The organism is Ekhidna sp., assembly GCF_040223195.1.
Taxonomy (GTDB): domain Bacteria; phylum Bacteroidota; class Bacteroidia; order Cytophagales; family Cyclobacteriaceae; genus Ekhidna.
This window is the reverse complement of record NZ_JAVKDX010000012.1, coordinates 91941-109636: the sequence shown is the minus strand read 5'-3', so window position 1 is coordinate 109636 and position 17696 is coordinate 91941. Positions and strand designations below refer to the sequence as shown.

General features: G+C 44.4%; 21 protein-coding genes. 17 read left to right on the top strand and 4 right to left on the bottom strand.

Annotated features, from left to right (window positions below; translation table 11 throughout):
- Positions 1–343 precede the first annotated feature (343 nt).
- Positions 344–784, top strand: a complete 441-nt coding sequence (locus tag RLN88_RS05305) for a hypothetical protein (protein ID WP_350220337.1) — start codon at positions 344–346, stop codon at positions 782–784.
- Positions 785–794: 10 nt separating this feature from the next.
- Here RLN88_RS05305 and RLN88_RS05300 read toward each other — a convergent pair whose 3' ends face one another.
- Positions 795–980, bottom strand: a complete 186-nt coding sequence (locus RLN88_RS05300) for a hypothetical protein (RefSeq protein ID WP_350220336.1) — start codon at positions 978–980, stop codon at positions 795–797.
- Positions 981–1126: 146 nt separating this feature from the next.
- Between RLN88_RS05300 and RLN88_RS05295 the strand changes: the two genes are divergently transcribed.
- Positions 1127–1552 (top strand): BLUF domain-containing protein, encoded by a 426-nt coding sequence (locus tag RLN88_RS05295; RefSeq protein WP_350220335.1) that lies wholly within the window; start codon positions 1127–1129, stop codon positions 1550–1552.
- A 20-nt stretch (positions 1553–1572) separates the two neighbouring features.
- Positions 1573–2361: a PhzF family phenazine biosynthesis protein gene (locus tag RLN88_RS05290; RefSeq protein WP_350220334.1), complete on the top strand. Its 789-nt coding sequence runs from the start codon at positions 1573–1575 to the stop codon at positions 2359–2361.
- Between the two features lie 115 nt (positions 2362–2476).
- Here the strand turns inward: RLN88_RS05290 and RLN88_RS05285 are convergent, their stop codons facing one another.
- On the bottom strand, positions 2477–5359 hold the full coding sequence (locus tag RLN88_RS05285) for an FAD-binding and (Fe-S)-binding domain-containing protein (protein WP_350220333.1): 2883 nt from the start codon (positions 5357–5359) through the stop codon (positions 2477–2479).
- 62 nt (positions 5360–5421) lie between these two features.
- Here RLN88_RS05285 and RLN88_RS05280 point away from each other — a divergent pair, with 62 nt between their 5' ends.
- A complete protein-coding gene (locus tag RLN88_RS05280; protein WP_350220332.1) occupies positions 5422–6039 on the top strand; it encodes a hypothetical protein in 618 nt (205 codons plus the stop codon).
- 264 nt (positions 6040–6303) lie between these two features.
- Here RLN88_RS05280 and RLN88_RS05275 read toward each other — a convergent pair whose 3' ends face one another.
- Both RLN88_RS05275 and RLN88_RS05270 read right to left on the bottom strand, forming a co-directional pair.
- Complete coding sequence (locus RLN88_RS05275) at positions 6304–6705, bottom strand: putative toxin-antitoxin system toxin component, PIN family (protein WP_350220331.1); 402 nt, start codon at positions 6703–6705, stop codon at positions 6304–6306.
- On the bottom strand, positions 6702–6923 hold the full coding sequence (locus RLN88_RS05270; RefSeq protein WP_350220330.1) for a ribbon-helix-helix protein, CopG family: 222 nt from the start codon (positions 6921–6923) through the stop codon (positions 6702–6704). Before RLN88_RS05270 ends, RLN88_RS05275 begins: the two co-directional genes overlap by 4 nt.
- A 112-nt stretch (positions 6924–7035) precedes the next feature.
- Between RLN88_RS05270 and RLN88_RS05265 the strand changes: the two genes are divergently transcribed.
- The 13 genes from RLN88_RS05265 to mnmC2 all read left to right on the top strand — a co-directional run bounded on the left by RLN88_RS05265 (position 7036) and on the right by mnmC2 (position 17455).
- Positions 7036–7587 (top strand): RNA polymerase sigma factor, encoded by a 552-nt coding sequence (locus tag RLN88_RS05265; RefSeq protein ID WP_350220329.1) that lies wholly within the window; start codon positions 7036–7038, stop codon positions 7585–7587.
- 2 nt (positions 7588–7589) lie between these two features.
- The gene (locus RLN88_RS05260; protein ID WP_350220328.1) at positions 7590–8384 is read left to right on the top strand and encodes a HEAT repeat domain-containing protein; all 795 of its coding nucleotides are present in this window, start codon (positions 7590–7592) and stop codon (positions 8382–8384) included.
- A gap of 18 nt (positions 8385–8402) precedes the next feature.
- A complete protein-coding gene (locus tag RLN88_RS05255) occupies positions 8403–9230 on the top strand; it encodes a DUF4097 family beta strand repeat-containing protein (protein WP_350220327.1) in 828 nt (275 codons plus the stop codon).
- 30 nt (positions 9231–9260) lie between these two features.
- Positions 9261–10091 carry a DUF4097 family beta strand repeat-containing protein gene (locus RLN88_RS05250; protein WP_350220326.1) on the top strand — a complete coding sequence of 277 codons (831 nt, stop codon included), beginning with the start codon at positions 9261–9263 and terminating at the stop codon, positions 10089–10091.
- A gap of 83 nt (positions 10092–10174) precedes the next feature.
- Positions 10175–11113: a bile acid:sodium symporter family protein gene (locus RLN88_RS05245; protein WP_350220522.1), complete on the top strand. Its 939-nt coding sequence runs from the start codon at positions 10175–10177 to the stop codon at positions 11111–11113.
- A gap of 156 nt (positions 11114–11269) precedes the next feature.
- Positions 11270–13102: a SurA N-terminal domain-containing protein gene (locus RLN88_RS05240; protein WP_350220325.1), complete on the top strand. Its 1833-nt coding sequence runs from the start codon at positions 11270–11272 to the stop codon at positions 13100–13102.
- An 84-nt stretch (positions 13103–13186) separates the two neighbouring features.
- Positions 13187–13447: a DUF493 family protein gene (locus RLN88_RS05235; protein WP_350220324.1), complete on the top strand. Its 261-nt coding sequence runs from the start codon at positions 13187–13189 to the stop codon at positions 13445–13447.
- Positions 13448–13457: 10 nt separating this feature from the next.
- Positions 13458–13709 carry a 4a-hydroxytetrahydrobiopterin dehydratase gene (locus RLN88_RS05230; protein WP_350220323.1) on the top strand — a complete coding sequence of 84 codons (252 nt, stop codon included), beginning with the start codon at positions 13458–13460 and terminating at the stop codon, positions 13707–13709.
- A 96-nt stretch (positions 13710–13805) separates the two neighbouring features.
- Positions 13806–14486 carry a 16S rRNA (cytidine(1402)-2'-O)-methyltransferase gene (gene rsmI / locus RLN88_RS05225; RefSeq protein WP_350220322.1) on the top strand — a complete coding sequence of 227 codons (681 nt, stop codon included), beginning with the start codon at positions 13806–13808 and terminating at the stop codon, positions 14484–14486.
- Positions 14483–15268: an inositol monophosphatase family protein gene (locus RLN88_RS05220; RefSeq protein WP_350220321.1), complete on the top strand. Its 786-nt coding sequence runs from the start codon at positions 14483–14485 to the stop codon at positions 15266–15268. Before rsmI ends, RLN88_RS05220 begins: the two co-directional genes overlap by 4 nt.
- 34 nt (positions 15269–15302) lie before the next feature.
- Positions 15303–16139: a DUF4349 domain-containing protein gene (locus tag RLN88_RS05215; protein ID WP_350220320.1), complete on the top strand. Its 837-nt coding sequence runs from the start codon at positions 15303–15305 to the stop codon at positions 16137–16139.
- A gap of 79 nt (positions 16140–16218) precedes the next feature.
- A complete protein-coding gene (gene ispF, locus RLN88_RS05210; protein WP_350220319.1) occupies positions 16219–16707 on the top strand; it encodes a 2-C-methyl-D-erythritol 2,4-cyclodiphosphate synthase in 489 nt (162 codons plus the stop codon).
- 82 nt (positions 16708–16789) lie between these two features.
- A complete protein-coding gene (gene mnmC2, locus RLN88_RS05205; RefSeq protein ID WP_350220318.1) occupies positions 16790–17455 on the top strand; it encodes a tRNA (5-methylaminomethyl-2-thiouridine)(34)-methyltransferase MnmC2 in 666 nt (221 codons plus the stop codon).
- Positions 17456–17696: the final 241 nt, after the last annotated feature.

Below are 17696 nucleotides of genomic sequence, written 5' to 3'. Positions count from 1 at the left end.
ACCTCAGCATGACAGCACGGAAAGAGCTGCGAGGCGCTGAATGATCGGATCCCACTGAATGCGGATCGAAGTGTCATCCAGCTACGCCGAAGGATCTTTCTGGAGAGATGCTTCCTTTCGTCAGCATGACAGCACGGAAAGAGTTGTGAGGCGTTGAATGATTGAATCCCACTGAATGCGGATCGAAGTGTCATCCAGCTACGCCCGAAGAATCTTTTTGAAGAGATGCTTCCTTCGTCAGCATGACAGCACGGAATTGAATGTGCAGTGCAGACTGATCAATGCTTCCGATTTTAAATCGAAGTGTCATTCTGAGTGCAACGAAGAATCTATTCCGAAAAACGTGACAGGTTGGGTATATTTAGAAATGAAACTTCCAACAGACATAAAAATTCTTGAAAGAATTTACAAAAACTATAAGAAGGACTTTGAAGGATATGAAGCTGATAACACTATTCGTAATAATAAAATTTACGTAAGTATTGATCTTCAAAAAGTTGCTAAGGAATTAAAAGTGGATAAAGACATAGTATTTGGAAGACTTTACTACCACTTAAATCATAAATTCAATTATCAAAACGCAGATAAGTCTCATGTCAAATTACTTATAAAAAGAAGTGATTATGGGAAAGACGAAAAGGGACATGAAATAAACTTTCCATACATGACTTCAATATTAGCAGGGATGCAATATGAACACAGAAAGTATCAAATGGCTACTGTAATTGCAATTATATCCTTGGTTGTTTCGGTTGCTTCTGTTTTAATTTCAGTTTTTGTATAATTAAAAAATTTCACCTCGCCAAAATCCTCGCTGGCAGCATAAACAGTGCTCGGATAAATTGGAATACGCCCTCTACTGCAAACCCAAGAATTCTGAACGGAAGCAACACCAGCCAAATGAGGGGGTAAATAAACAGGATAGCCAGTGCCAGCGGCCAGCAGATCACCAGGAGGATAAACCAGAGAAGTATTTTCATTCAAGTATAAACGGTGCGATAAATCGCCTGGTTATCTGCCCGTATGCGTACAATTGATGTTCGAATTCGGATATTTTCAAATAAACTGAACACTTTATCATTTGATAAGTTAAGAGGTGGAGTTTAACCAATAACCAACCAAAAATATGAGTTCACTTTACAGGCTGATCTATACCAGCTTTCGAAAACCTGAATGTAATGAGCATGAGATTCAAAACATTCTTGCATCGTGCAAGAAGAACAATCCCAAGCGAGATATCACAGGTATCCTTCTGCATTCAGACAAGCGATTCATCCAGTACATCGAAGGAAATAAAGATGAAGTGGTGGAGCTTTATGAATTAATAAAAAAAGACAGCCGACATACCAGTGTGAACCAACGAAACTTTGAAGCCATAGACGATCGCATCTTTCCCAGCTGGGAGATGGGGTACAAAGATTTAGACATGGTTCAGTTCAACACAGACGCCTCTGTTGCCGACCAAAAAACCTTTAATGGCATTATTAAAGGTGAACTGGATTTTGACGATAACGCACTGAGAATTTTGCAGTTATTTTTCAAAATGGCCTGATATGGTTTGTATCTTTAGGTATGAAGTTACCTATCTATCAAGTTGATGCGTTTACCGATCATTTGTTTGCGGGCAATCCTGCAGCAGTAGTTCCCATCGGGCATGAGTGGCCCATCGATGATGTGCTGCAAAAGATTGCGATAGAAAATAACCTTTCTGAGACAGCCTTCTTTCAGGATCAGGGAGATGAGTTTGAGCTGCGCTGGTTTACACCTGAGTTTGAAATTGACCTGTGTGGCCATGCGACCCTGGCATCTGCGCACGTCATTTTCAATCACCTGGGCTATGACAAGGATCAGATCAACTTCGAGACCATGAGCGGCCCACTCACCGTGAAGCGGAAGGATCACTTGCTACAGTTGGACTTCCCCTCCCGTAAACCGGAACCGGCTGAGATGAATGAGGCTCTGTATAAGGCGTTTACCAATGCGCCAAAGGAAGTCTTGAAGTCAAGGGATTATGTGCTGGTATACGACACAGAAGCAGAGGTGAGAGCTCTGAAGGTAGACCCCAGCCTGCTCAACCCGAAACTATTCAACAAAGGCGGTATCATCTGTACGGCACCAGGCGATGGGGTGGATTTTGTATCACGTTTCTTCTTTCCCGGAGGATCCGTTTTTGAGGACCCGGTTACGGGCTCTTCACATTGTTCACTGATTCCCTACTGGTCGGAAAAGCTGGGCAAGAAAGAAATGATCGCCTACCAACTGTCCGAGCGCAAAGGCTACCTCAACTGCACGGACCTGGGCGATCGTGTGCTTATTGCCGGCAATGCGGTGACGTATATGACAGGTGAAATTGAGGTGTAAAATTAAGTTGCCTCTTGCCAGAAAGTCATCCTGAACTCGTTTCAGGATCTTTCTTTAATGGGAGTAGATGCTGAAATAAATTCAGCATGACTACTAAATTCAACTTGTTTAAAATTTATAAAATCTCCACAATATGCCTCGCTACTCTCCCTGTTCCATCCAAAATCTGATGACGACAGGAAGTGCCTGAAGCAAGGATAATGGTATCCTTTTCCGCTTCCCGAACTTTTGGGAAAAGCACCAATTCACCAATTTTCATGGATACTTCAAAGTGCTCCTTTTCATAGCCAAATGAACCGGCCATACCACAGCAACCACTGGGGATCATTTGCACGTCAAAGCCCTCAGCCGCTTTTAATATCTTCATCGTTGGTGTCATGGATGAAAGAGCCTTCTGGTGGCAATGCCCATGCACAAGAATTTTCTTTTTGTCCCTTTGAAAGTCCTCTGACTTCAATCTTCCTTCTTCCAACTCTTTAGCCAGAAACTCCTCAATGGTGAAGGTCTTCTCTGCCACCTTCTCTGCCATTTCTTTCTCCTTATCCCTGAGCAAATCCGGGTATTCGTCTCGAAACGTAAGAATAGCCGAAGGCTCAATGCCTACCAGGCAAATGTCTTTTTTTAATAAGGAATGAAAGAGTGACACGTTTTGCCGAGCCAGTTTCTGGGCTTCATCCAGCAGTCCTTTCGAGAGAAATGCCCGCCCACTAATGGCGTGATTGGCAGCTCTCACTTCATAGCCCATCCGGTCCAGCAGCATGATGGCCTTTTTGCCAATCTCCACATCCAGGTAGTTGGTAAACTCATCGAAGAAGAAATAGACTGCCTTCTTTGGCTTTCGCTGCAATGAATGAAATTTCTTGTCAAACCATGAGCGCAAGGTTTGGTTGGCCATCTTCGGGATCGATCGCTTACCGGCGAATCCCATCAGTGGCTTGGACAGATTTCGTGTTAGGTTGAAAGCCCATGGAGCTTTCTCAAACCGCTCCATGCTTTTGGCATAGTTGGCGGTCATCTTCGTGCGAAACGAAGCGCCAGTTTCCTTCATCGACTGGTATTGCCATTCGGCCTTAAGCTTGCCCATATCGACATTGGACGGGCACTCGCTCTTGCAGCCTTTGCAGGATAGGCACAGGTCCATGACCTCCTTGATTTCCGGTTGAGCAAATGGATTGGCTTCTTTTGATCGGGTCAGCATCTCACGTAGGATATTTGCCCGTGCTCGGGTGGTGTCTTTTTCATCTCTTGTGGCCTGATAGCTTGGACACATCGTGCCTCCGGTCAGCTCCGACTTACGACAGTCACCGGAACCATTGCACAGCTCTGTGGATCGGACAATCCCCTGATCTTTGGAAAAATCCAGCATGGTTTCATACTCCGGTGTGATATGGTTTTTGTCAAACCGAAGAGAGGTATCCATGGGAGCCGTATCCACAATTTTACCCGGATTGAAGATGTTTTGTGGGTCCCAGGCCTGCTTCACCTTTTTGAGAAGCTGGTAGTTTTCTTCCCCGATCATTTTTGGAATGAATTCACCACGCAAACGTCCATCTCCGTGCTCACCGGAAAGCGAGCCATTATATTTTTTCACCAGATCGGCAATCTCCTCTGCGATGGTTCGGAAAAGCTTCACGCCTTCTTCAGTCTTGAGATTCAGATACGGACGCAAGTGCAATTCACCCGATCCGGCATGCGCATAATGCACGCTATACAATCCATGCTTGTGTAGGATTTTGTTGAAGTCACCGATGTAGTTGGGGAGCTCTTGCACATCTACCGCAGTGTCCTCTATTACCGGAACGGGCTTGGTGTCTCCCGGAATATTGGAAAGTAGACCCAGCCCGGCTTTTCTCAGGTTCCATACTTTCGTAATGTCACCTCCTCGGATAATTGGGAAGGCATATCCAAGTCTCTGCTTGCCAAGCTCTGTCAGGAAGTTGAGGATGCGGATATCCACTTCTTTCTCGGTCTCGCCGATCAACTCTACAACCAGGATCGCTTTCGGCTCACCTTCCACAAAGAATCGGTTGGCGGCCTGTTCTTTGTTTCGTGCGGTTGCCTCAAGGATGTAGTGATCCATCAGCTCGCATGCGTACGGTTGAAAATTGAGAGCAATTAGATTCGCTTTCAAAGCATCATCAATTGTTTTCGTATGAATGCAAACCAGCCGTTTATGTCCTTGCGGAATTCTGGTGATCTTCAGTTTGGCAGCCGTGACGAACGCAAGCGTTCCTTCCGAACCAGCGATTAGTGAGCAGAAGTTGAAAGGCTGTCCATCCGGATTGAACGGCTGCATATTGGCTAGCAGGTCAAGAGCATAGCCCGTATTTCTTCGTGGGATGTTGGGTTTTGGGAATTCCTTTTTGATTCGCTCAACATTTGTTTCGTCTAGCAGGATATCCGAGATGTTTTGGTAAAGCTGTTTTTCAAATTCCGTAGACCCTCTCAGATCATCGGATTCTTTGAAGTGCACTTCTGATCCATCGGAAAGCAGGGCCTTTACTTCCAGCAAATGCTCGCGAGTACTGCCATACACAACCGAGTTGGATCCGCAGCTGTTATTTCCGATCATACCTCCAATCATGGCACGGTTGGCAGTGGAGGTTTCGGGGGCGAAAAAGTAGCCATGCTCAGCCAGCGCTCTGTTCAGCTCATCTCTCACGATTCCCGGCTGGATCCATACATATTCTTCCTCCGTGTTGATTTCCAGAATTTGGGTAAAGTGCTTGGAAACATCCACCACGATTCCCTCACCCACAACTTGGCCTGCGAGTGAGGTCCCTGCCGTTCTGGGGATAAGTGAAGTTTGATTTTCCCTGGCAAAATGGATGAGTTTCTTCAGGTCAGCGTCATCTTTAGGAATAGCCACGGCTTGCGGGACCTCACGATATGCCGAGGCATCTGTAGCGTAGATGCGACGGATGGCTTCACCGGTATAAAAATCACCTTCTAAAATCACCTTCTTCATTTGTTCAAAACGGATAACTTTACTCCTCATGCAATTTAACCTTAGCTACCCATACTTATGAGAGCCATTAGAGCATTAATAGTTTTCTTTTCATGTCAACAGTTTCCATACAAGCCAATGCTCAAACTGATTCAGAAGTAAGCATAGGAGTATATGGAGGAGCAACTTTCTTACCTAAGAAACCGACTTATATTGAGTCTAAATATTTTGATGAATTGAGATTTGGATATGGAGGAGGGGGTCAATTGATTCTATTCTTTAACAATATTGGTTTTGGATTTAATTATGACTTTTCAAATTTTTCTGCGCATAACAGAATGTTATTTGGAGAGTCAATTGATGAAAACTATAATCTCCATTTCTATGGACCACTTATTGCAACAAGAGTAAAGATTAATCGGGAGCATCATTTGGTTTTTACTATTACTTATGGCAAATCTATTATTACTAATAATGCTCAAATAAGGGGCACGAAATCAGAAATTCGTTCTGATGATTGGGTTCCAAAGTTTTCAATTAACTATAACTATTGCTTTTCGGATTTTGCATTTACTGCTAGTCTAGGCTTTGTAAAAGAACAATCACCAGAGGAACCTAAAGTTTTAACAGGTTCTCTTTTGGGAAACCAATATTCATACAACTCGGGGGTTGACTTTGATAGACTTAGTTTAAACCTTGGTATTGCTTACAATATTTTCAACCTATTTTAGTTGAGAATTATTAAGTCAAAATCTTAGAAAAATGGCAATTGACTAATTATCCTATCAGATGCTTCCTTCGTCAGCATGACAGCATACAGCAAAGTCGGCTTTTAAGATCGAAGTGTTATTCTGAACGCAGTGAAGGATCTTTTGTGAGTAATCGAAAGAATTTTTCAATCCCCGAGTAGCCTTCTGAAATTACTTCAGTTTCCCGACACCATGGAGATAAGCACATGTTAAAGTGTTTATCTCTAAGGTTTAAGTGAGAGCGCTTTAAGGCTCATGATATTTTTCCCAAAATTGTCTTGGAGTCAAAATTTCAATCTCTGATATACTATCATTCATAGAAAGCAAATCTTTATCACCAGTTACAATGACCTCAGCTTTTTCAGAAATCGCTGTTGCAAGGATGATTTCATCATTTGCATCCCTCAGTTTATACTTCACTTTTTCTGCATCCGCAACTAACCCATATGTTTTGATTCTGTATAGCAATATGTGGATTCGGTCGTTAGGAACCTGAAACTTAGTCTTTAACTTTCTAATTAATTCATCTCTAACACGCATGGAATATACCGGCTCATGCTGTTCTAAAATCTCTTCAAATACCCTTTGGCTGAATCCGTCCGTAATGAGAGCACTTAACAAAAAATTAGTATCTGTGAATACCCTCATGCAAGATCAGGGTCGTTGTAGATGTCATCATCTGTATAGTAGCCTGCTTTTTGGGCATAAGGGACCAGCATTTCTCGTAGTTCCCTAAACTTCTTAATTCTCAGGTGTCGTTCAAGCGCTTCTCTAATGAGGTCACTCTGACTTCTACCAGATTCTTTGGTCCACTCATCAAGATCTTTTTCAAGATCGTCATTGACTCGTATTGATATCGTTTTCATAATTGTAATACAATGTAATACGAATATACATTGATCCATGTTGGGAAAGAAATTTTCAATCCCCATGTAACCTTCCGAAATTACTCCAGTTTCCCCGTCAGCAATGCACCAAATGAACCTACTGGAAGACCACAGCCTGATGCTGCAAGTGAAAGACGGAGAGGTTGATAAGCTCAACCTTCTGTATAAGCGATACAGTCGCCGATTCTTTGGATTCTTTTATGGAATGACCAACGATGGAGCGACCAGCGAGGATCTTGTACAAAACGTGTTTATGCGGATTTTAAAGTACAAACACACGTATAAGGAAAACGGGGATTTTGAAGTGTGGGCTTTCCAGATGGCGCGCAATGTGCATCACGATCATTACCGAAAAAACAAGCGATACGCTTTTCAGGAAGACATGAATCCATATGAGGAGCGGTTGAGCGAAACTCATAACAAGGAGGCAGATATGGAACGATCGGATGAACTAAACTACCTGAAGAAAGCACTGGCCAATCTTTCTGCCGAAAAGCGTGAATTGATAGAGTTGGTGAGATTCCAGAAGGTAAAATATGCAAAGGTGGCGGATATGCTTGGGGTAACCGAGAGTGCCATCAAGGTGCGTGTGCATAGAATATTGAAAGAATTACGGGAGTCCTACATAAAACTGGACGTCTAACTATGAAAATAACAAAGAAGAGAGCACAGGAAATGTGGCAAGACAAGGTGGCCGGGAACATCAGCGACAATGAAGCTGAAGCCTTGAATCAGTTTCTGGAAGCCAATCCAGAGATTGCTGCTGAGCTGAAAGAGTTGGAACAAACCTGGGATCTTTTTGAGGAGATCAAACGCCCGGAACCTTCGGAGGCCATGGATGCCCGATTTGAAGGAATGATTGCGGCATATGCTGAGAAGCAAAAGGAGGTTCGTCCGAATGTGCTGGACTGGATTGTGACGCAGATGACCAAAAGCTGGCAGGTGGGATTGGCTTCCCTTGTGATGGGATTGTTCATTGGCTGGTGGATGCTGCCATCACAAAATCAAAAGGAAGATATTGCTCAGCTGAGTAGCGAAATCCAAAGCATGAAGGAGATGATGATGCTCACACTGATCGAACGGCCCAAAGCCCAGGAACGAATCAGGGCTGTAAACATGGCTGCTGAACTACCAAAGGCAGATGAAAAAGTGATCAATGCTTTGATCTCCACACTTAACCACGATGAAAACCTGAATGTGAGGCTTGCTTCACTTGAATCATTGCTGCGATATGCAGACAAGCCCGAGGTAAGACATGCGTTGGTGGATGCACTGAAGATGCAAGAGTCACCATTGGTGTTGGTGGCTATTGCGGATGTTTTAGTGGCCATTCAGGAAAAATCCTCGGTGGAGGCAATGGAACAACTGGAGCAATCAACAGAAGATGAAATAGTGAAGGAAAAACTTCATGAAAGTATACAAACGCTAAAAAATACTTAAACTCAAAACAAAGGACTAATGAAAATTTTATTCTTACTAATGATACTGATCAACCCGGACCTCAAGGAGGACAAGGTAGTGATCAACAAGACATACACCATAGACGAACCGGAGAAAATGATGGTCATTATTGACAATATCAACGGGGATGTGGAGGTAGAAGCTTCTTCGGATAATAAGCTTTACCTGACACTGGAAATTCAGATTTCTGCTAATAGTGATGAATTGGTGGAGAAGGCCAAAAGAGAACTCCAGCTGGGCGAACTCCTTTCCAGCGACTCCATGATGTTTTATACCAAAGCCCCCTTTGTGAAAAGATGTGATTGGAAATACGGCTGGGGTTTTGATATGAAGGATCAACCGAAATATGCTTTCAAATACCAGTATAAGCTGAAAGTGCCTAAGGATGTGAAGTTGGAAGCAAAGACCATTAACAATGGAGATGTGAGTGTAAGCAATATCGATGGCCCGGTGAAAGCTTGCAATGTGAATGGCAAAGTAGATATTAAGAATGCACGCCAGGTTTTGCAAGCTTCAACTGTCAATGGAGATGTGACCATCAACTTTTTGGAAAGCCCAAAATCATCGATTGATTTCAACACGGTAAACGGAGATTTCAACTTTGAACTACCGGATGATTTCAATGCCCAGGTTTTTTTCGATAGCATGAACGGAGACCTGTACACCTCTTTTGATTACCGAAAATTGAACCCCAAAGTGGAGAAAAGCGAAAAGAACGGCACCTTCAAAATAGGAACAAAAACCGGCGTAGAAATTGGCTCAGGAGGGCCGGAACTATCCTTCCGCAGCATCAACGGAAATGTATACCTCAAGAAAACAGAATAAGCGAACTAAGAAACTTTAAAACATAGAATCATGAAAAAGTTATTGATGATAGCATTTCTTGTAGCCTCAGTAAGCATCTGGGCGCAGGATTTCAACGAACGAATTGTAATACCCCTAAGCTCACCCGGATCGAAAGGGAAGCTGGAGGTAGGCCTTATTCGAGGGGACATTATGGTGGAAGCCTACGATGGGAAAGAAGTAATCATTGAAGCAAAAGCACAATCAGATGACAAAGATGGAGACTGTGCGAGCTGTGGCAATGATAACGACAACAAAAATGATAACCAGGCTCCTGCAGGTATGAAAAAGATCTCCAGCAGTCCGATAGAGTTAAGCGCATCTGAAAACAACAACCGTGTGGAGATAGAAACCAATTCCTGGAAGAAGCCAATCAATCTGACCATCAAAGTGCCGGCAAATTTTGATCTGGAAGTTTCCACTGTTCACGGCAAAGTAGATGTAACCGGAGTGAGCGGCACACATGAGATCTCGGCTGTTCATGGCCCACTCACCATGAAAAACATGAGCGGGTCGATTGTTTCCAACACGGTGCATGGAGACATCATTGTCAACTTCATCAAGGTGACACCCAATGAGCCTATGTCCTTCGTGACATTGCATGGCAATGTGGATGTGACCTTCCCCGGTGACATCAAAGCCACAGCAAAGATGCGATCAGACCGTGGAGAGATTTTCACCGACTATGATATGACCGTAGACCGATCCAAGCCGGAAGTAAAGTCAGATGATGGCAAGTACAAGGTGTCCATCAACTCGTGGGTATTTGGAGCAATCAATGGCGGTGGTCCCGAGTATACTTTCAAGAATATGCATGGGGATATTATCATCAGGAAGAAGTAAATCATCCGTCATTTTCTTCGAAGGGAATCCCCCTTTGAAGGGGGTGAGGGGGATGTTTCTGTTTATCGAAGCATCTCTTTTTTATTTATCTTGCCGGGATGGACCCCATCGATCAGGTGACGCTCAACTTCTCAGAGGCCAATCTTTTTTACCTCAACCTCAGCCTGGGCTTCATCATGTTCGGAGTAGCAATCAACCTCCGGATCGAAGACTTTATCAGAGTAATTAAGAGTCCTAAATCGGCCCTGGCTGGGATACTCTCACAATTCATTGTGCTCCCTGCCCTTACTTATCTCCTGATTTTGATCATTCAGCCCCGCCCCAGCTTTGCACTTGGCATGATGCTCGTAGCAGCTTGTCCGGGAGGAAATATCTCCAACTTCATGACAGCCATGGCTCGTGGCAACACCGCCCTTTCGGTGAGCCTCACGGCAGTATCCAGCAGTTTGGCTATTATTATGACGCCTATCAACCTGACCTTCTGGGCAGGTATGTATCCTCCCACCGCCAGCATTCTAACAGAGGTGAGCCTCGATTTCTGGCAGCTACTCAAGACCATTACTGTGCTCCTTTTGGTTCCAATTGTTCTTGGAATGTTGCTTAGGAAATTCAGACCACAACTGGCAGATCGCCTGCACCCAATCATGCACTACAGCTCCATTGCCATTTTTGCCGGGATTGTGATCATGGCCTTCAATGCCAACTTCAACCTCTTTCTGGAATACATCCACCTGGTGATATTGCTGGTGCTGGTGCACAATGCAGTGGCACTCATGGCCGGCTATCAGGTGGGAAAAATCTTTGGATTGGATCAGCAGGATCGCAGGTCCATTTCAGTGGAAACCGGGATTCAAAACTCCGGCCTGGGCCTCATTCTTATCTTCAGCTTTTTCAATGGCCTGGGCGGAATGGCCATCGTAGCAGCCTGGTGGGGCATATGGCACATTATTTCTGGGTTGAGTCTGGCCTATTTCTGGAACAGAAACTCCGAGGTGATTCCTTCGAAAGTATCGAATATTTAGCCATCTCCATGTCTGTTTGATTGAGGCTGGGGAGCATTGGCTAACTGTATAATCTTGTGGTAGTTAGGTCTTGTTTTATAAAAACCCACTGTGTGGGTCAATAGCAAATTATTTCCTTATTTTTGCCGACCTTATTAAAAGAGCATTTAGAATAGTATGGCACTAATTGGCACACTGAGAAACAAGATGGGTAAGATCGTGGTAGGAGCAATCATGGTCACCATGGTCGCTTTCATAGGCACAGACTTGATAGGAAACTCAACGCTTTTGGGTGGAGGGGACAATCCTGATATTGGAGAGATCGCCGGCGAATCAATATCGAATACTCAGTTTCAAAACAAAGTAGACGAGCTGTCTTACAATTTTGCATTGAACACGGGCAGAAACCCGATGCAGAAGGAGACAGACCAAATAAGAAATGAAGCATGGAATGCGCTGATTCTCGAAAAGGCTTATGAAAAGCAATTTGAAGAGCTAGGTATAGTAGTTACCAATGATGAACTGGTAGACATGGTTCAGGGGAGCAACATTAGCCCACAGATCATGCAGTTTTTCTCAAACCCTCAGACAGGAGAGTTTAACAAGGAGAATGTTACAGCATTTTTAGGAAGCCTGCAGCAGGCGGATCCTCAGCAACGAAATTCGTGGATTTCGTTTGAGCAGTCTTTGGTACCAAGCAGAAAAATTGAAAAGTACTCCAACCTGTTCACCAAGACCAACTACGTGACCAAGTATGAGGCGAAGGATGAGTACGTGAATCAAAATGCAAGTGCAACCATCAGCTACATGTATGTTCCATTCCTGAGCGTTTCGGATTCTTCCATCACCGTCACTGACAGTGAGCTACAGGCTTATCTGGATGATCACGAATCGGAGTTTCAGAGAGATGAAACTCGCAACATGGAGTACGTGATTTTCGACATCTATCCGTCCAGTGCAGATTCAGCGATCGTGGCGGATGAAGTGGCAGGGTTCAAGCAATCACTTGCCGCCGCTACCAATGACTCCAGCTATGTCATGGTGAATTCAGATGATCCGTATCCGTACATCACCTACACGGACGCAAACCTTCCTGATTCCCTCCAGGGCAAAGAAGTAGGTTACGTGTCGTCTCCGGTCATTGTAAATGGAGCGTATGAGTTTTACAAGCTTTCCCGAAGAGATGAAATCGCTGCTGACTCTGTGCTTTATAGAGTAGCTAAAATGAAGAAGGAGTTCTTCGTTTCGGATGAGACCATCAATGAAGTGTACCGGCAGGCAGATCTTTTCTCGGCTTCAGCCGGAAATCTGGAAGAGTTTAGAAAGCTGGCAGAAGAGCAAGGCCTGACAGTGAGGTCTGCGAACAGAATCGGAAAGAATGATCAGCGCGTAGGCCAGATGATCGAGGCAAGAGGCCTGGTACTTTGGCTATACAATGAAGCATCAACTGGTGCAGTATCTGAGGTAAAAGAAGTAAATAATCGATACGTGGTTGCTGCGATGACTGCTGAGCAGGAAGAAGGCGTGGCGAATCTTTCGGAAGTACGAAACCAGGTGGAGCGCCGAGTAAGAAACGAGAAGAAGTCTGAATCCATTATCAAAAAGCTGAGCGGGCTGGATGCCGCTGATGTGGAGTCAATAGCGGTGGCATATGGCGATGGTGCAAAAACCGGAACGGCTGACTTCCAGCTATTCTCCAACAGCATCACTGGAGTAGGATATGCCCCGGAGGCGATTGGACTTTCATTCGCTTTGGACGAGGAGGAGATGACCAGACCTTTCGGCTTGCAGGATGGAGTGATTGTGGTAAAACTGATCGCAAAGGATATTCCTGCTGATATGGATGATTATTCGACATTTGCCCTTCAGGTGTCCCGATCCAGGCTGGGTCAAAGCACAGTGATCGCCGATTTCCCGCTATCCTATTTCAGACTGTTCGTACCAAGAAAGATCGATCAGGCGATCAAAGAATTTGCTGATATCGAAGACATGAGATACAAGTTCTTTTAATCCAAATAGAAAATCAAATGAAGCCATTCCGAACTATCTCGGGATGGCTTTTTTTATATACCTATTAGCATGTAAATTGAATATATGAGCTGGGACGAACAGGCCTTTATTGAGAAGCTGGAAAACAATCATGAATTTCCAGGCAAGTACATTTTTAAGTTTATCGTAAAGCCGGAGCATCAGGAGAAGGTAGAAGCATTGGTAGAAGAAGCCGAAATCAGGCTGAAACCAAGCTCTGGGAATAAGTACATCAGCGTAACGATCCATGCACACATGGAGACGAGCAGTGCCGTGGTGGATGTGTATAAGGAGGCCAAGAAAATCGAAGGAATTATTTCACTTTAAGAGACAGGATATGAGCTGGAAAGAAGAAGACAACAAGCTAAAAAAGACGTTTGAATTTAAAGATTTTGTGGAAGCGTTTGGCTTCATGAGTCAGGTGGCGATCATCGCAGAAAAGATGAATCATCACCCGAACTGGAGCAACGTCTACAATACGGTCAGTTTTGAGCTGAATACGCATGATGCCGGAGATGTGGTGACTGAGAAAGACCATAAACTGGCGGAAGTGATAGATGGGTTGATCAAGAACCAATTCCTCCCTTGAGGCGGTCCGACGAGTCGGAAGTTAGGTGGGTGTTATGGCATTTAACACCCCTATAGCCCCCTCAAGGGGACAATCTTTGCATATCTTAGTCACATTATGACCATCGAGCCAGGAAAGCTATACCTTGTTCCCACTCCTATCGGCAACCTCGCCGACATGACCTACCGGGCGGTTCAGGTGCTGAAGGAAGTTGACCTGATTCTTGCAGAGGACACGAGAACCTCAGGTTTTTTACTAAAGCACTATGAGATCAAAACGCCGGCCCAAAGCTTTCATGCGCACAATGAGCACAAGAAAGTTGAAGAGGCCATCGAAAAATTGAAGTCTGGGGTTTCCATTGCTCAGATTTCGGATGCTGGCACTCCGGGTATTTCAGATCCGGGATTCTTACTGGTGCGTGAGGCTTTAGCTCATGACATCCCTGTCGATTCCCTTCCGGGCGCTACGGCGTTTGTCCCCGCACTGATCAAATCTGGGTTTTCCTGTGAGCGATTTGTTTTTGAGGGATTTCTCCCGCATAAAAAGGGCAGACAAACCCGTATTGAAGCAATGAAAGAGGAGAGTAGAACGGCTATCTACTATGAGTCACCACATAGACTGCTCAAAACCCTGCAGCAATTCAAAGAAATTTTAGGGGATCGAAACGTCTCTGTTTCCAGAGAGTTAACAAAGAAGTTTGAAGAGACAGTGACTGGTTCAATAGAGGAGGTGCTTACTTATTTCAGCACCAAATCCATTAAGGGGGAATTTGTCATTGTATTAGAAGGAGCTAAATGAATTTTGAAAACCTCACCGAAAAAGTAGCAGCAGTAGCCCTGAAGACCGGAGCGTTTATCAGGCAGGAAAGGAAGCGTTTTTCTTACGATGAGGTGGAATTTAAAGGAGATAGCGACCTGGTTTCTTATGTCGATAAGGAATCCGAAAAGCAGATCATCACAGGACTTAAAAAAATTCTTCCTGAGGCAGGCTTCATCACCGAAGAAGAAACCACAGAGCAGGAGCAAAAGGAATTTACCTGGATCATTGATCCGCTGGATGGCACCACCAACTTTGTGCACGGCATTCCAAACTATTGTGTGAGCATTGGTCTGATGCATGAGCATGAAATTGTGGCTGGGGTGGTGTATGAAGTGGCCAATGATGAGTGTTTTTACGCCTGGAAGGAAGGGGGAGCGTACCTGAATAAAAAGCGAATCCATGCTTCAAGGGCTGCCTCTTTTTCTGATTGCATTTTAGCCACTGGCTTCCCATACTACGAATTTCATCGGCTGGATGAATACCTGAAAATCCTGCATCAATTGATGGAATCTACTCAGGGCTTAAGAAGAATGGGTAGTGCCGCAGCGGACATGGCCTATGTAGCATGTGGGCGTTATGGCGGTTACTTCGAGTATAATCTCAACTCGTATGATATTGCCGGAGGAGTTATCCTAGTAAAGGAGGCTGGGGGCACGGTCACCGATTTTAGAGGAGGCGATGATTTCGTTTTTGGAAGAGAAATAGTTGCAGGTGGAGCTATTCATCCACTTCTTTTAGATGTCATCAAAAGACATTGGTAGGATTCTTGTGATTAGATCGGCTAAATTTAATCACATGAAGACGTTAAGCTTACTTTTCATATTCCTGATGGCCGCCTGCGGTGGCAATGGAGGACCCGGTTCTACGATCGCGGACATGGAAGTTCCCATGACAATGCAACCAGCTGCTGAAGAAGCGGATGCTGCAGCATACAGAAAAGTTTCCAACACAGAACAAGATCAAGCTGAATTAGAAAAGAAAGTCATCAAAACAGGCGGACTCTCCTACCGCGTGGAAAGCACTAAAGAGGAGTACCAGCGTATCAACAAGCTGCTCGATCAGCATGATGCCTATATCTCCTCTGAAAACGAAAACAAAGGATATGACCGGATCAATTACAATGTGAGCATCAAAGTGCCGCCTCAAAACTTCGATGTGTTAATAAAAGAGGTGACTGACGGTAAGAAATTGGACAACCGATGGGTGAACACCGATGATGTGACAAGTCGGTATTATGATCTTCAATCACGTATAGAAAACAAGAAGAAACTGGAAGAGCGGTATCAGGAAATCCTGAAGCAAGCTAATAAGATAGGCGATATCCTGGAGGTAGAACGAAACCTGAATCAGGTACGCTCAGAGATTGAGTCTCTTCAGGGACAGTTTAAGCTTTTGAGTCATCAAATCAATTACAGCACACTTGACATTTCCTTTTATGAGCTTGTTCCTTATGAATTGGATCAGGAGCAACGACCGGGTTTTGGCACGCGTGTCCTAAATGCTATGTCTGCAGGCTGGCAGGGATTCCAGACTTTCTTGGTTTATCTATTGGCACTCTGGCCATTTGGTTTGGTTGCGCTTGGTGTTGTATGGTTGGTTAAAAAAGTAAGAGTCCGCAAGAAGTCAGATTAGACCTAATCAGGAGTGATTCCCCCTTTGAAGGGGTGTGTGCGGGCCTGTGTGTAAGCAGGGGGATGTTTATCTTTACCCAATGGCAAAACCCAACATACGAGTAGGATACGGATATGATGTACATGCCCTGGCTGAAGGGATGGACTTTTGGATCGGTGGCATCAAAGTGCCGCATACGCATGGAGCCTATGGCCACTCCGATGCGGACGTGCTGATCCATGTCATTTGCGATGCATTGCTTGGAGCCGCAAACATGCGTGACATTGGTTTTCATTTCTCAGATAAGGACCCAAAATACAAGGGCATTGACAGTAAGATTTTGCTGAAGGAGGTAGTGCGTCTGATTGGGGAGAAGGGGTATAAAGTTGGCAATGTAGACTCAACAGTATGTCTGGAGATGCCCAAGCTCAACCCACACATTCCTGAGATGAAAAAGGTACTCGCTGAAGTCATTGGAATCGATGAAGAAGACATCTCCATTAAAGCCACAACAACGGAAAAGCTTGGGTTTGTGGGGAAAGAAGAAGGAGTTGCCGCGCATGCTACGGTGTTGATATATAGAGAATAAGTTTTAGAGTGTCATCCCGAGCAAAGCGAAGGATCTTCTTCTGTGATAGATTCTCCACTTCGTTCAGAATGACAAGAAAGGTATGCCAATAAAAATCATAACAACAGAAGATGGCTCTCACAGCCTGTTTGATGAGGAGCTAAACGAGACCTACCATTCGACAAGGGGTGCGAAGGGAGAGTCGGTACATGTCTTTATCAAAGAGGGACTGGAATTTTGGCGGGACCATAATCAGGAACAAGAGGCTCGAATTTTGGAGGTCGGATTGGGTACCGGCTTGAATGCCTTTCTTACCGCACAGTTTGCAGGAGCAAATAATCAGATGGTTCACTTTACATCATTGGAGCCGTTTCCAATAAAAAAGGAAATTTATGAGAAACTTAATTATTATGAGTCGGAGAGCGAGAAGGCTCTTTTAATGAAAATCCATGAAGCTGATTGGGAAAATGAAGTTGAAATTTTTCAGAACTTCAAGCTGCTAAAAACAGCAACCAAACTCGAGCACTTTTCAACTACAACACTTTTCAACCTGATCTACTTTGACGCATTTGCCCCTAGCAAACAAGCGGAAGTCTGGGCTTTGGCCAATATCAAAAAATGTTACTCAATGCTAGCCTCCGGAGGTGTACTTACCACCTATTGTGCCCAGGGTAAGTTCAAGCGAAACCTTTCTGAAGCCGGGTTTGTGGTAGAGACCCTTCAAGGAGCAATGGGCAAGAAGGAGATGGTAAGGGCATTGAAGCCTTAAAAATAAATCACACCATCAAGCAAAATGCCGTATATTTGCAGTGCTCTCAAAAGCAATGAGCACTTTAGTATACCACAGACTCTAAAGAATTCCACAGGGTCAATTTTCGTTTCAAATCGCTTTTCTTCCAAGAATACCCTTTAAAACGTTGATTAAACATTCCCAATTCGATTGGTATGTTGGTGAGATATTGGAGGTTCTTAGAGCCCTCATTTGATGGTTGTAAGTCTCACATGTTTTT

Excerpts from the sequence above, each read along its gene's own strand:
- RLN88_RS05300 (WP_350220336.1), bottom strand. The coding sequence starts at position 980 with ATGAAAATACTTCTCTGGTTTATCCTCCTGGTGATCTGCTGGCCGCTG.
- RLN88_RS05295 (WP_350220335.1), top strand. The coding sequence starts at position 1,127 with ATGAGTTCACTTTACAGGCTGATCTATACCAGCTTTCGAAAACCTGAA.
- RLN88_RS05290 (WP_350220334.1), top strand. The coding sequence starts at position 1,573 with ATGAAGTTACCTATCTATCAAGTTGATGCGTTTACCGATCATTTGTTT.
- RLN88_RS05285 (WP_350220333.1), bottom strand. The coding sequence starts at position 5,359 with ATGAGGAGTAAAGTTATCCGTTTTGAACAAATGAAGAAGGTGATTTTA.
- RLN88_RS05280 (WP_350220332.1), top strand. The coding sequence starts at position 5,422 with ATGTCAACAGTTTCCATACAAGCCAATGCTCAAACTGATTCAGAAGTA.
- RLN88_RS05275 (WP_350220331.1), bottom strand. The coding sequence starts at position 6,705 with ATGAGGGTATTCACAGATACTAATTTTTTGTTAAGTGCTCTCATTACG.
- RLN88_RS05270 (WP_350220330.1), bottom strand. The coding sequence starts at position 6,923 with ATGAAAACGATATCAATACGAGTCAATGACGATCTTGAAAAAGATCTT.
- RLN88_RS05265 (WP_350220329.1), top strand. The coding sequence starts at position 7,036 with ATGAACCTACTGGAAGACCACAGCCTGATGCTGCAAGTGAAAGACGGA.
- RLN88_RS05260 (WP_350220328.1), top strand. The coding sequence starts at position 7,590 with ATGAAAATAACAAAGAAGAGAGCACAGGAAATGTGGCAAGACAAGGTG.
- RLN88_RS05255 (WP_350220327.1), top strand. The coding sequence starts at position 8,403 with ATGAAAATTTTATTCTTACTAATGATACTGATCAACCCGGACCTCAAG.
- RLN88_RS05250 (WP_350220326.1), top strand. The coding sequence starts at position 9,261 with ATGAAAAAGTTATTGATGATAGCATTTCTTGTAGCCTCAGTAAGCATC.
- RLN88_RS05240 (WP_350220325.1), top strand. The coding sequence starts at position 11,270 with ATGGCACTAATTGGCACACTGAGAAACAAGATGGGTAAGATCGTGGTA.
- RLN88_RS05235 (WP_350220324.1), top strand. The coding sequence starts at position 13,187 with ATGAGCTGGGACGAACAGGCCTTTATTGAGAAGCTGGAAAACAATCAT.
- RLN88_RS05230 (WP_350220323.1), top strand. The coding sequence starts at position 13,458 with ATGAGCTGGAAAGAAGAAGACAACAAGCTAAAAAAGACGTTTGAATTT.
- rsmI (WP_350220322.1), top strand. The coding sequence starts at position 13,806 with ATGACCATCGAGCCAGGAAAGCTATACCTTGTTCCCACTCCTATCGGC.
- RLN88_RS05220 (WP_350220321.1), top strand. The coding sequence starts at position 14,483 with ATGAATTTTGAAAACCTCACCGAAAAAGTAGCAGCAGTAGCCCTGAAG.
- RLN88_RS05215 (WP_350220320.1), top strand. The coding sequence starts at position 15,303 with ATGAAGACGTTAAGCTTACTTTTCATATTCCTGATGGCCGCCTGCGGT.
- ispF (WP_350220319.1), top strand. The coding sequence starts at position 16,219 with ATGGCAAAACCCAACATACGAGTAGGATACGGATATGATGTACATGCC.
- mnmC2 (WP_350220318.1), top strand. The coding sequence starts at position 16,790 with ATGCCAATAAAAATCATAACAACAGAAGATGGCTCTCACAGCCTGTTT.